Source organism: Synechococcus sp. BIOS-U3-1 (assembly GCF_014279975.1).
GTDB lineage: Bacteria > Cyanobacteriota > Cyanobacteriia > PCC-6307 > Cyanobiaceae > Synechococcus_C.
In genome coordinates, this window is the sequence record NZ_CP047936.1 from 2,543,886 (window position 1) to 2,557,351 (window position 13,466).

10 protein-coding genes are annotated in these 13,466 nt (G+C 56.8%); 7 read left to right on the forward strand and 3 right to left on the reverse strand.

Annotated features, from left to right (window positions below):
• The first annotated feature begins 193 nt into the window (after positions 1-193).
• Positions 194-1,087 (forward strand): methylglyoxal synthase, encoded by an 894-nt coding sequence (locus SynBIOSU31_RS13810; RefSeq protein ID WP_222930052.1) that lies wholly within the window; start codon positions 194-196, stop codon positions 1,085-1,087.
• Between the two features lie 2 nt (positions 1,088-1,089).
• On the opposite strand, the gene SynBIOSU31_RS13815 is transcribed toward SynBIOSU31_RS13810, so the two are convergent.
• Together SynBIOSU31_RS13815 and SynBIOSU31_RS13820 are read right to left on the reverse strand one after the other, a co-directional pair.
• Complete coding sequence (locus SynBIOSU31_RS13815) at positions 1,090-2,874, reverse strand: adenylate/guanylate cyclase domain-containing protein (RefSeq protein ID WP_186490930.1); 1,785 nt, start codon at positions 2,872-2,874, stop codon at positions 1,090-1,092.
• Positions 2,871-3,557, reverse strand: a complete 687-nt coding sequence (locus SynBIOSU31_RS13820; protein ID WP_186490932.1) for a FecR family protein — start codon at positions 3,555-3,557, stop codon at positions 2,871-2,873. Before SynBIOSU31_RS13820 ends, SynBIOSU31_RS13815 begins: the two co-directional genes overlap by 4 nt.
• A gap of 111 nt (positions 3,558-3,668) precedes the next feature.
• Here SynBIOSU31_RS13820 and SynBIOSU31_RS13825 point away from each other — a divergent pair, with 111 nt between their 5' ends.
• Positions 3,669-5,036 (forward strand): ATP-dependent 6-phosphofructokinase, encoded by a 1,368-nt coding sequence (locus SynBIOSU31_RS13825; RefSeq protein ID WP_222930053.1) that lies wholly within the window; start codon positions 3,669-3,671, stop codon positions 5,034-5,036.
• An 83-nt stretch (positions 5,037-5,119) separates the two neighbouring features.
• Here SynBIOSU31_RS13825 and alaS read toward each other — a convergent pair whose 3' ends face one another.
• Positions 5,120-7,813, reverse strand: coding sequence for an alanine--tRNA ligase (alaS, locus tag SynBIOSU31_RS13830; protein WP_186490934.1), 2,694 nt, complete (start codon positions 7,811-7,813; stop codon positions 5,120-5,122).
• 35 nt (positions 7,814-7,848) lie between these two features.
• Here alaS and SynBIOSU31_RS13835 point away from each other — a divergent pair, with 35 nt between their 5' ends.
• The 5 genes from SynBIOSU31_RS13835 (at position 7,849) to SynBIOSU31_RS13855 (ending at position 13,412) form a co-directional block, all read left to right on the forward strand.
• On the forward strand, positions 7,849-8,262 hold the full coding sequence (locus SynBIOSU31_RS13835) for a hypothetical protein (RefSeq protein WP_186490935.1): 414 nt from the start codon (positions 7,849-7,851) through the stop codon (positions 8,260-8,262).
• Positions 8,259-11,459 carry a DEAD/DEAH box helicase gene (locus SynBIOSU31_RS13840; protein WP_186490937.1) on the forward strand — a complete coding sequence of 1,067 codons (3,201 nt, stop codon included), beginning with the start codon at positions 8,259-8,261 and terminating at the stop codon, positions 11,457-11,459. The genes SynBIOSU31_RS13835 and SynBIOSU31_RS13840 overlap by 4 nt, the downstream gene beginning before the upstream one ends.
• A 4-nt stretch (positions 11,460-11,463) precedes the next feature.
• Positions 11,464-12,372 carry an SWIM zinc finger family protein gene (locus tag SynBIOSU31_RS13845; protein ID WP_186490939.1) on the forward strand — a complete coding sequence of 303 codons (909 nt, stop codon included), beginning with the start codon at positions 11,464-11,466 and terminating at the stop codon, positions 12,370-12,372.
• Positions 12,373-12,421: 49 nt separating this feature from the next.
• Positions 12,422-12,823, forward strand: a complete 402-nt coding sequence (locus SynBIOSU31_RS13850) for an MEKHLA domain-containing protein (RefSeq protein ID WP_186490940.1) — start codon at positions 12,422-12,424, stop codon at positions 12,821-12,823.
• A gap of 175 nt (positions 12,824-12,998) precedes the next feature.
• Positions 12,999-13,412, forward strand: coding sequence for an Hsp20/alpha crystallin family protein (locus SynBIOSU31_RS13855; RefSeq protein ID WP_186490941.1), 414 nt, complete (start codon positions 12,999-13,001; stop codon positions 13,410-13,412).
• Positions 13,413-13,466: the final 54 nt, after the last annotated feature.

Genomic DNA, 13,466 nt, shown 5'->3' on the forward strand with positions numbered 1-13,466 from the left:
GCCGTGGACATCCATCAAGCGATGAAGCAAGTGGGGGGGTCTTCGCCAACGGTGTTCATAACGTCAACTGGTGCGAAGCTGTTTCAGACCCTGCGATTCAACACGGTCTTCCAGTCGAAGCGCACAGAGGAAGGGACTCACGACTGCCCATTGAGGCCAATGCCCTTAAGGTCAGACAAAGAGCAAAGCCCTCATGGATCGCAACGTGCTGATCGAAGCCCTGCAAAATGAAGGGAATCTGAAGCATTCGTTCAGCCCCGAAGATATTGAACTCATTGCTCAACACATGTCGATCAAAACGTTCGACAAGGACAGAATCATGATGGGCAAAGGAGAGCCTGCCGACTGCATGGCATTCCTTGTAGAGGGCCGGGTTCAGATTCTGGAAGATGAGAGACAGATTGCACTCCTTACCAAAGGCGATTTCCTTGGAGAAAGCCTGTTCTCAGACGAAGCAACACGCGTGGCAGATGTTCAAGCCATGGAGAAAACAACAGTCGGCCTATTCACAATTCACGATTTCCATGATTTTTTAAAGACCAACCAAAGACTTGCGCTTCAATTCAGGGAAATCTTCAAGGCCGTTGAACGTGCCCGCGCCCAGCAACACGTGGCAGAAACATATATCGATAAACGCAAATACTTAGCTCTAATCGCTCATAACAACATGAAAGAAAGCCTGATGGAATTTTGCAGCATTCACGCTGAGAAGCTTGAAAAATTTCCCCTCATCGCAACAGGAACAACCGGCAGCATGTTGTACAAAAAAACTGGAATGTGTCTCAGCCGAAAAGTTGCATCAGGCCCTCTGGGCGGAGACCAAGCGGTAGGAACATTGATTTCCACGCAAAACATTAACGGCGTGATTTTTTTCAGAGATCCACTCTCTTCTCACCCACACCATGCTGATATCGAAGCTCTCGGACGTCTCTGTGATGTGTACCAGATCCCCTTTGCAACCAACCCTCAGAGCGGCGAAGCCATTCTCGACTACCTTCTCTCCGCCAAGGCAGATCGCGAACTCCTTCCCAATCGTGTGTTGGAAGCCTACGTCAAAGGACAAAAGAAAGTCATCGAAGCAGGCTGAAATCAACCAGTCCTATCGACCCGATCATGAGAAGTCCGAAGAGAAATCAAGCCAAAAACCTTGATTGCTTCCGGCCAACCCTTAACAAGGTGTTCTCCCAAATCCTGAACAACCACATCGTCAAGGATTTGATCTCGAACATCACCACTCATTAAAATCGGGTAATCCGGAAACTGACGCGTAAGGGATTCCAGTCGACTCGCTAAGTTCACTGTCGCCCCAATCACGGTGTATTCCAACCGATCACTCGAGCCAAGATTGCCAGCAATCACTTCACCGCAATGAATGCCAATACCCTGACGCAGAGGTTCTAGCCCCTCCCTCTCCAGCTCTCTGTTCAGCTCCTCCAGGTTCGCCTGCATCGCGAGAGCAGTTCGCACTGCAGCCAGCGCCTCGACCCGATCTCCACGGTGAACGGGAACACCAAATTCCGCCATAACGGCATCCCCAATGAATTTATCCAACAGCCCCTGCTCGAGCAACACAGGTGCTGCAATCGCCTCAAAATATCGATTCAACAAACCAAACAGACTCTCTGCATCCATCACATTGCTGCGGGCAGTGAATCCGACCAAATCAGTAAACAGCACGACGCATCGCTCCCGTCGGCCGCCAAGACGCATCCAACTCTCCTGACCCGAACGCAACATGTCGCGCATGAGGTTGGGCGAGACCCTTCTTGACAACACAGAGTGCAGAAATCGGCGCTGTACGCTCTCCTTCTGAAACAAATCCCCAGTACGAAGAGCTCCTGCGACGAAAGGCATCAACGTCAAGCCAGCTGCAGGCAACCAAATGCCGTAGATCCAGGCGAGGATCGTCAGTCCGATCGCCAACGCCCCAAGGGCAGCGGAGACGATCGCCGTACCAAGTGCCGTCGATGGCACAGCAATCCGCCAATTGCACAACAGCAACCAGATAACGACAAGGGCCGCCAGCGGCATCGCTGCCGGACTGCGAAACCCGCGTCCACTGCGCAATCCGGAGACAGCTGAAAGCAACACCTCAGAACCGCTCTGCTGTCCAAATGGTGTCTCGAGCTGATCACCAAGAGAGGGAGCCGTAGAACCAATAATGACAACCTTGTCCCGCCAAGTGTTCTCCGGAAGCGTGCCCACAGCCCAAGCGGGGATCACCTGGATCGATCCTCTCGGCCCCAGAAAATCAATTCCATCGTCGCCTGATGATGGGGTCACTTCTGCTGCCAGATGCGCCAGTGGCAAAGGATGTGGCCTGGGGAACGGTTCCAACATGGACTGGAGTCGCCCTAGGCCAGGAACAGATTGGACAACGCCAAACTCATCCATTGAAAAACCAGACAGACCCGCCTGGTAGTTGTTATCCCAGGGACGATGCAGTTGAGTCTGTTCAGAATCGTCCAGTTGCTGTCGAACAAGGGATGAACTGAGCAGAACTTTGTCTTGCCATGGCTTCAGAGCATCCTGGAAAGCAATGTCATCTTCAGGGCCATAGCTGCTTGGCCCCGCATGCACGATGTTGAACACAACACGACGGGCACCGTGCCGCAAAACCTGTCGTGCCAAAGCAGCCTGCCTCTCTCTTGGCCAAGGCCAAGGACCGAACCCGGTCCACTGTGGATCCAGGGAGGCTTCATCAATCCCTAACAACACGACGTCGTCGGAGACGGGAATCGAGCCACGCCACTGAAAGAGCAGCTGCCGACTTGCAGTATCCAAACGCCCAAGCCACGGCACAAGCACCAGAGGCAACAGCAAGGATGTGCGCCAAACGATAGGAATCAGGCGCTGACGAATCGATCCTGTCAAGGTGATGGAGCCGTAACCCCCAGTTCTCGCTGAATTTCAGGGAGAGTATCCAAAGGTGTTGAGAACCCGTTAATCAAACGGCTCTTCTGGAGTCGACGTTCAATTTCCTGTTCCGCAATCACCACGGGTGGCAGCCATGAGACAGCAAGCGAATCGTCTTGTTGAACACGGCCATCAGGTTGAACACGTTTCAGATCTAACAACAACTGTTGACCACTATTCAGCGTGAAACTCTGACCACTCCTGGTCGTCACCAAGACCTTGCCTTCCCAGCTGAAAATCTTGAACTGACTGTCGGTGAACTCAATGAACACCGTGGTGCCTTGGATGGAAGCCGTAGCCAGACGCGTCTTGATGGTGAACGGATGACGGGTCTGGGTGCCTGGATTGATCCAGCCGATGATCGATCCCTTCAATAATTCGACACTGGAAGAACCAAGACGCAGCTGCGCATCGCCTCCCATCCTGAACTGGCGGCCGGTGCCAAGCATCACTTGCATGCGTCCTGGCTTTGTAGTGCGCAATAACGCATCGCTGCGTAACAACTGACCAGAACGTGCATCAACCTCCGTCTTGCCAGGAAATCTGACAAAGGCAGGGCCATTAGGCACCTCGACGATGCGTGGCACAGCCGCCTGCGAAGGCAGACCGAACAAGGTTGTCCCCAACAAGAACGTGGCCACCTGGACACGAACCGATTGCCTCAACACATGCAACCCACATTTATCCAAGGCTGACAGAAAAGCACCAACGGCGCCACTAATCAATCAAAAGGCAAAAACGTCCCTCAAGCGTTGCTGAGTCGAGAAGCAATTGCCAGATTAGGAGCAACCATCATTGAAGAACTCGTGGCATACGAAAACGTTCTTAATAACCCGACTACATTCGATTTTCGAATCGAAGAGCTTGGTGAAAACCAATACTCCAATCCCAGCAACAATGCAGTTTTTATTGACAATACGGAGCGCATAATCTTTTCGAGCCAACTCAAAAACCTGAAGCATCAACTGGAAACATGTGCAGAAGTACTCTCATTTGAAAAAGCAGGCGCCCGTCGAAAAATTTTTCACAATCCAGAATCAACCCAAGCCGCCATCATTACATGCGGAGGCCTCTGCCCAGGGCTAAATAATGTCATCAAAGGATTGGTCAATATTCTCGAGCAGGATTACGGAGTCAAAAACATTCTTGGCATCCGCTATGGATACAAAGGACTCACGAAGGCATCAACTTATCCACCAATCCAACTCAATTCTCTGATCGTCGATCAGATCCATAAACAGGGCGGAACCATCCTTGGATCATCTAGAGGGAGTCAGGATCCAGAAGAAATGGTGGACATGCTCCAGGCAAAAGGAATCAATCTTCTATTTTGCATTGGCGGCGATGGAACTTTAAAGGGTGCTCAGGCGATTGCGGAAGCCGCAATCAGTCGCCAAGCGAACATCAGCATTGTCGGTGTACCTAAAACCATTGACAACGATCTCGGCTTTGTCGAGAAAACCTTCGGCTTTGAAACCTCAGTACAAACAGCATCGGAAATCATCACATCAGCCCAACACGAAGCAGAAGGAGCTGAAAACGGCATCGGCATCGTGAAGTTAATGGGACGAGACTCAGGCTTCATCACTGCCACGGCATCTCTCGCAAACTCTGTAGTTGATTACTGCCTAATCCCAGAAACCCCTTTTCAAATCGGCGGCCCGAACGGGATCTGCACGGCTATTCAACGAAGGCTTGAACAAAAAAACCATGCCGTGATTGTCGTTGCAGAAGGAGCAGGACAGGAACTCTTTGCTAGCAACGAAAGCAAGATTGATGCTTCCGGAAACATCCTTAAAGAGGATATCGGAGAATTGCTCAAAGAAGAGCTGACAGCTCACTTCAAGCAACACAACATGACGATCAACATCAAGTATCTTGACCCGAGCTACCACATACGAAGCGTTGCAGCCAATGCATCGGATGCTGTTTTTTGTCAGCTACTTGCCGAATATGCCGTCCATGCAGGAATGAGCGGGAAAACGAATCTTGTCATTGGTTACTGGAACAATTTCTTCACCCACGTCCCTATTCATCTAGCCACAAAAGAAAGGCGAATGGTTGATCTTGATAGCGCGCTATGGCGCGGCGTCATGAGCGCAACTCATCAAGAGAAATAACCCAATCACAATCATCAACTGGTCATGATGTCGTAAGACAGATCAAAGAACTATTTGATACTTTGCTGTCCAAGCCAGCAATCTCAGCCCCGAGCGTCTGATTGAAGTGTTGCCCCCAACTCCTGCCTTGCAGCATCCAAGGCTCCATCGAGAGCAGCACCATCACGACCTCCAGCCTGAGCCAGATTCGGGCGGCCACCACCACCGCCACCGCAGCGCTTGGCGATCCCGCCGATGAACTTGCCCGCTTGCTGGCCGTTGGCGATCACAGCTTTGCCGAAGGCTGCCACCAGAATCACCTTGCCTTGATCAGCTGGATCCGGTAGTCCACCGATCACCACCGCACCGGCCTCACCCAGCTGATCGCTCAGGTTCTGAGCAGCGCCTTGCAGACCGCTGCCATCCACACCATCAAGACGCTCAACCAGCAGCTGAAAGTCGCCAACAGCAACCGCCTTGGAGGCCAGGGCCGCTGATTTGGCAACCGCCAACTCAGCCTGCACAGCCTGCAGCGCCTTGCTCGTGGTCTTCAATTCGTCTTGAAGAGCGCTCACCCTGTCCACGATCTCGCCGGGCTGGGCTTTGAAGCGCTCTCCCAGCTGCCTGACCACAACATCGCGTTCATTGAGATAGGCGAGCACAGCAGGGCCTGCCACAGCTTCGATGCGACGGATGCCCGCTGCCACTCCACTTTCGCTGACAATCTTGAACAAACCAATCTCAGCGGTGTTGGCCACATGGGTGCCACCGCAAAGTTCCATCGACACACCAGGCACGTCGACAACACGCACCACATCGGCGTATTTCTCACCGAACATGGCTACTGCTCCAGCGGCCTTGGCCTTCTCGATCGCCATCTCCTGCACCTGGAGCTCATGGGCATCGGCGATCCAGCTGTTGATCAGAATCTCAATACGCTCCAGCTCCTCGAAGCTCACTGACCGCGGGCAATGGAAGTCGAAACGCAAACGATCGAAGTTCACCAGTGATCCGGCCTGACCAATGCCTGGATCCACCACCTGTTTCAAGGCCGACTGCAACAAATGCGTCGCGGTGTGATTGGCCTGGGCACGGCGACGGCAGGTCCGATCCACACGACCCTGCACGACATCGCCCACCACCAGCGTGCCGCGCTCAACACGGCCGCTGTGCACAAACACACTGCGGTTCCGGCTCACGGAGTCCACGCTGACAATCAGGCCATCGCCGTCATGGCCTTCACCGGCGAGTGTGCCGCGATCACCCACCTGGCCGCCCCCTTCGCCGTAGAAGGGAGTGGTGTCCAGCACCACCTGCACAGCATCACCGGCAATGGCTTGTTGAGCGGGGTCCCCATTCACCACAAGTGCCTGCACACTGCTGCTCTGCTCCAGCTGCTCGTAACCACGGAAATCGGTTTCATCAATCCCTGAGGCCACCTGATCAATGGCGTCCTGCAATGTGAGGTCAATGCTCACAGCAGCGGCTTTGGCGCGCTGACGCTGTTGCTGCATCGCCACTTCAAATCCAGCCAGATCAACGGGCAGACCATGCTCTTCGGCAATTTCCTGCGTGAGCTCCAGCGGAAATCCGTAGGTGTCATAGAGCTCGAAGGCCTGGGCCCCGCTGATCTGCTTGGGCTGAGCTGCCAGCACATCCGCAAGCAGTTTCTCTCCCCGTTCCAGGGTCTCCAGGAACCGGGCTTCCTCGCGTTGCAGTTCCGCCAGGATCACCTCCTTGCGCTCAATCAACTGAGGATGCACCGCCTGCATCAGTGCAATGGCCGCCTCACCCATGGTCTTGAGGAACGGCTTGTCGATGCCCAGCAAACGTCCATGCCGCACCACCCGACGCAGCAACCGGCGAAGGATGTAGCCGCGGCCCAGATTGCTTGCCGTGACTCCATCGCTGATCAATTGCGTCACGGCGCGACTGTGATCGCCGATCACCTTCAGCGACGTCTGACGCTTGTCATCCAGCGTTTGATAGTCGACATGAGCCAGATCAGCCGCCGCTTTGATCAGAGGAAAAATCAGATCGGTTTCGTAGTTATTGGGAACCTTCTGCAATATCTGAGCCATACGCTCAAGACCCATCCCCGTATCGATGTTGCGATTCGCCAGCGGTGTGAGAGTGCCCTCCGCATCGCGATTCGACTGCATGAAAACGAGGTTGTAAAACTCGATGAAACGGTCGTCGTCTTCAAGGTCAATTCCTTCGTCACCGAGTTCTGGCTTGAAGTCGTAATAGATCTCCGAGCAAGGACCACAGGGTCCTGTTGGGCCTGAAGCCCAGAAGTTGTCGGCTTCATCCATGCGGATGATCCGCTTTGGATTGACACCGACAACATCACGCCAGATCTGCTCGGCTTCATCATCTTCTCGGAAGACGCTCACCACCAGATTCTTCGGATCTAAGCCGTAGACGACTGTGCTCAGCTCCCAGGCCCACTCAATCGCCTGTTGCTTGAAATAGTCCCCGAAAGAAAAATTGCCCAGCATCTCGAAGAAAGTGTGGTGCCGGGCGGTGCGACCCACGTTTTCGATGTCGTTGGTGCGAATGCACTTCTGGCTGCTGGTCGCACAGGGGGCAGGCCGTTGCTGCTGTCCGAGAAAGATCGGCTTGAACGGCAACATTCCTGCGATCGTGAGCAGAACCGTGGGGTCCTCGGGCACGAGTGATGCACTGGGCATCCGCCGATGACCACGCTGCTCATAGAACGCGAGGAACGCTTCACGGATCTCCGCACCAGTGCGGGGACCAGCTGCTTCGTTTCGCGACGATCGTGCAACAGCCATGGCGGATTCGGGCTTGAACAGCAGGTCCTCCCGCCATGATCGCCTTTGAGCTGCCACCAACGTTGGCCGATAGCACCGCCGAGCAGAGTCGCGCAGCGTTGAGACTGCGCTCCCTGAGCTGGGCCCTGATCGCAGGATTCGCGGCAGGGCTGCTCAGCCTTCCCTTCGGAGTGGATCAGACGGTGCGATCCACCGGATGCGGACTGTTCTACGGACTGCTGGCATTCCATCTTGTCCGTGTGGATCCTGAGGACTCACACCTCCAGGCTGGGCTGGTGGGGGCCGTCTGCGGGATACGCAGTTTGGGCATGTGCTTGCCAGCCCCTTGGGCAGATGCTGATTCCCTGGCATCATTAGGGAAGGATCTCGTTCTGGGGTGGTTGCCGTTGATCGGCAGTTCGCTCTTGTTACACGGAACCCAACGCATGTTGTCTGCGTCGCGGCCATGAGCCTGCTGCACGCCACCTGGCTTCCGGCCATTCGTACTCCCAGCAGCTCCGGTCGAGCTGCTCTACTCGTGTGGGCTGACACCTGGCGTGTGGCCGAGCCGATGGGACCAGGCGCCACCCCAGCAATTCATCCCTTCGCCCTCAGCCCCGAGGAGCTTCGGGCCCTGCTCACGGCTCGTGACCTGCTGCCGGATGGAATCATCGACGCCACGGCCTGTCTCACACTGCCCAGTCGCAGCGTCAAAGCGAAACGCAAACGCTCTGCCCCAGCCGAAACGCCCTCCGAGGACGATCCGCCGTGGTGCGGTCTACCGCTCCAAGCCGGTGAACCGATTCCAAAAACCACTGAATGGTGGCCCTGGCAGGTTCAGGGCCTGGCCATCGAACCAATGGCCGCCACCGAGTGGCTGGCCAAGCTGCCGCTTTCAGGTCGTCATCCGGATCTGGCTGATGAGCTGCGCTGGTGGAGCCACATGCAGCGCTGGGCCCTGAGCCTGGTGGCACGAGGTCGTTGGCTGCCCCAGGTGGAACTGAGCAAAGGAGAGGGCTACCCCCACCGAGCTCGCTGGGTGCCCCTGCTCAATCGAGAGGAAGACCGTCGCCGCCTGGAGGATCTGGCAGCAGGCCTGCCCCTAGTTGCCACCTGCGCCCTGCCCTGGCGTGAACCGACCGGCCGACGCAGCAACCGAATGACACGGCTGCGTCCGGAGGCGATGCGAGCGGCCAATCCCGTGGCCTGCTGTCGACCCCGCAGCGGCCGACTGCGCGTGGCCACCCTGCTGGAAGACCTGCTGGATGCTCAACTGCGCAAAGGTTTCAGCCCTGATCAGGACGGCCTGGACCCACTGCTCTACGCCTGGGAAGACGCTCTCAGCTCAGAAACCGGCGTGATCAACCTCAATGATGAGGATGCCGAGCGTCTGGCCACCGCAAGCCACCACTGGCGAGAGGGCGTGGCCGGCAATGTCGCTCCAGCACGAGCCTGCCTTGAACTGGCCACGCCGTCCGAGGGTGAGGAACTCTGGCCCCTGCGCTTCTTCCTGCAGGCGGAGTCGGACCCCACACTGAAACTTCCGGCCAGTGCTGCATGGGCTGCAGGCCCCCGGGGTCTTCAGCTGGGAGAGATTCCCGTGGAGCATCCGAGCGAAGTGCTTCTGGAAGGCATGGGCCGGGCTTTGACGGTGTTCGCACCGATCGAGCGGGGCCTAGAAAGCGCAACACCGGAAGCGATGCAGCTCACCCCTGCCGAAGCCTTCGTGTTGGTGCGCACGGCAGCACGCCAACTTCGTGATGTGGGAGTGGGAGTCGATCTGCCGCCGAGCCTTTCAGGTGGGCTGGCCAGCCGACTGGGGTTGGCGATCAAAGCGGAACTCCTCGAACGTTCGCGCGGCTTCACCCTGGGTGAGAGCCTCGACTGGAGCTGGGAACTGATGATCGGCGGCGTGACGCTCACCCTGCGCGAACTGGAACGTCTGAGTGGTAAGCGCAGCCCGCTGGTGCGTCACAAGGGAGCATGGATCGAACTTCGGCCCAATGACCTCAAGAACGCTGAACGCTTCTGCAGCGCCAATCCAGAGCTCAGCCTCGACGATGCCCTACGGCTGACCGCCACCGAGGGCGACACGCTGATGCGTCTGCCCGTGCACGCCTTCGATGCCGGACCCCGGCTTCAGGGGGTCCTTGAGCAGTACCACCAGCAGAAATCACCGGATCCACTGCCAGCACCTGAAGGTTTCTGTGGGCAACTACGGCCTTATCAGGAACGTGGGCTGGGCTGGCTCGCCTTCCTGCACCGATTCGACCAGGGTGCCTGTCTGGCCGATGACATGGGGCTGGGCAAAACAATCCAGCTCCTCGCCTTCCTGCAACACCTCAAGGTGGAACAGGAACTGAAAAAACCAGTGCTGCTGGTGCCCCCCACATCAGTGCTGACCAACTGGAAACGGGAGGCAGCAGCCTTCACGCCTGAGCTCAATGTGCATGAGCACTACGGCCCCAAACGGCCCACCACTCTGGCTGCTCTTAAAAAAACTCTGAAGGATGTTGACCTGGTTCTCACCAGTTATGGACTGGTGCAGCGGGACATTGAGCTGCTGGAGAGTTTCGACTGGCAGGGAACGGTGATCGACGAGGCGCAGGCCATCAAGAATCCCTCTGCCAAACAGAGCCAAGCCACGCGCGATCTGGCCCGCACCCACAAGGGCACCCGCTTCCGCATCGCCCTCACCGGTACGCCGGTGGAGAACAGGGTGAGTGAATTGTGGGCACTGATGGATTTCCTCAACCCCAGAGTTCTGGGTGAGGAGGAATTCTTCCGCCAGCGCTATCGAATGCCAATCGAGCGCTACGGCGACATGTCATCTCTGCGTGATCTCAAGTCGCGGGTGGGACCCTTCATCCTCAGGCGCTTGAAGACCGACAAGGCGATCATCTCTGATCTGCCGGAGAAGGTGGAACTCAGCGAATGGGTCGGGCTCAGCAAGGAACAGAAATCTCTCTATGCCAAGACTGTCGAGGACACCCTTGACGCCATCGCCCGTGCTCCGAGGGGTAAACGCCACGGACAGGTCCTGGGACTGCTGACCCGCCTCAAACAGATCTGCAACCATCCCGCCCTCGCTCTGAAGGAGAAGGACGCCAGCGAGGATTTCCTGCAGCGTTCCGCAAAGCTGCAACGGCTCGAAGAGATCCTGGAGGAAGTGATCGAGGCCGGCGACCGCGCTCTGCTCTTTACCCAGTTTGCGGAATGGGGAACGTTGCTGAGGGAGTATCTGCAACGTCGCTGGCGCAGCGAGGTGCCCTTCCTCAGCGGCAGCACCAGCAAAACGGAGCGGCAGGCCATGGTCGATCGCTTTCAGGAAGATCCCCGCGGACCACAGCTATTCCTGCTCTCACTCAAGGCCGGTGGCGTGGGCCTCAACCTCACCCGTGCAAGCCATGTGTTCCACATCGATCGATGGTGGAACCCAGCCGTGGAGAACCAAGCCACAGACAGGGCTTATCGCATCGGACAGACCAACCGGGTGATGGTGCACAAGTTCATCACCAGTGGCTCGGTGGAAGAAAAGATTGACCGCATGATCCGCGAGAAGTCCAGACTGGCGGAAGACATCGTGGGCTCCGGCGAGGAATGGCTCGGAGGACTCGAAATGGGCCAGCTCAAGGAGCTGGTGAGCCTTGAAGACAATCCCTCCTGACGCAATGACCATCACCCCTAACAGCAGCGGCATCAACACCTCACTGAGTGACGAAGGGCTCGGGCAACAACCTTGGTGGGTTGAACAGTGGATGGAGCTGATCAACTCCTACCGCTTCAAAAAACGCCTTGAACGGGCCTGGACCTACGCCCGAGAAGGTCACGTAACGTCAATTCGCTTCGAAGGTCGACGGGTGCATGCCCGTGTTCAGGGAACCGATGAAGACCCTTACAAAGTGAAGCTCTGGCTGGATGTGCTGAGCGATGAGGACTGGGGCTTCGTACTGGAAGCTCTCACGCAAAAGGCCCGCTGGTCGGCACAGCTCCTGGCTGGAATCATGCCGGCGGACATCGAACGAGCCTTTGCAGCCAGTGGCCGCCGGCTGTTCCCCTTCAAGCTGCAGGAGGTGCGCAGTGAATGCAACTGTCCGGACAAGGCCAATCCCTGTAAGCACATCAGCGCGGTGTATTTCCTCATGGGAGAACGCTTCAGTGAAGACCCGTTCGTGCTGTTTCAGCTCAGGGGTCGCACACGAACGAAGCTGCTAGAAAACCTCGCAGAACATCGGCTCAAAGCTCTGCAGGTCAGGGCTGCACAAGCCAAGACTCAGCGCAAATCAAGGCCATCCGCGGATAGCGACGGGTCGAACCCCGACGACACCATCACACCGCCGCATCCAGCGGTTCTGGACCCCACGCTCTGGTGGCGTTATGAAGCCAACCTGGACGGAGATCTGGTGGTGATCACCCCAGCAATGGAAGGAGACACAGGCCTTGATGCGGCAGGCGATCTTCCCCTGGCTGAGGAGCCACGCTTCCCGGAATCAAGACCTCGCTTTCTGCAGCACCTGCGTGATCAAGGTCAGGCTCTTGCGCAGCGAGCCATGCTGGAAGCCATGGCGGCCGGTGGCTGAATCAGCGCCCTGGCAAACGCGTCAATCCCAGTGCCTGTCCTCCAGGCTGATGCTCTCTCACCAAAGGGCCTTTAGGCGGCCGCTGCTGACCAGTGGAGACCAGGCAACGGACCTGTTCAGCAGCGCCATCGCTGTACTCGCTCATGACAACAGCCGTGATCCCCTCCTGATTTATGCCAATGCCACCGCTCTGCGTCTCTGGGAGCGGTCTTGGCAACAGATGATTGGCATGCCCTCCCGTTACACGGCCGAGGAAGGAGCGCGTGAGCAACGAGCTTCTGCCCTTCAACGGGCGCAGAGTGAGGATGCTTTCGAGGGCTATAGCGGCGTGCGGGTGTCACGAACCGGTCAACGATTCATGATCAACAACGCAAGAATCTGGACCCTCTGGGATGACAAAGGACGCCACTGCGGGCAAGCGGCAGCGTTTTCCAATTGGTATTGGCTCTGAGTGACCTGCGGTGATGTTCGGTTGTTGCGACAAAGCTTTCGTAACAACCGAATCCGGTGGTCTAGACCGAACAGAATTGGGCGGTTGTCCCCCTGCTCAGAGTCAATCAGACCGCACATATTGGCGTTGTGGGTGATGTCAACACCCCATCAACATCACTCTTCAGGAGTTACCCATGATCACCCTTCGTCAATCACCGTTTGATCTGTTTGAACGTCTCGACCAGCAACTTTCACAGGTCGAACGTGTGCCAGCCGCTGAAATTTACGAAACGGAGAATCACTACTCCATTCACCTGGAACTGCCCGGGGTGGTTCACGACAGCATCGACGTGAAAGCCAGCGACCGCAGTCTCAGCGTCAGCGCTGAGCGTCTGAATCCTCAGGCCAATGCAGCCGGTGAGGCCGAGGCGTCGGCAGATCACACCCTGCTCAGCGAGTTTCGCTACGGCAACTGGAGTCGCAGTTTTCGCTTCGCCCATTCTCTCGACCGCGATGCGCTGCGTGCCAGCTACCGCGACGGCATCCTCACCATCGAGGCTCCCAAAACGGACAACCGCACCACCGTGTCGGTGAAGGTGGAAAGCTGAGAGCAGCGCATTGAGCCTCAACCAAAAGAGAACGGTTCAGCCCTCTGCCAACGC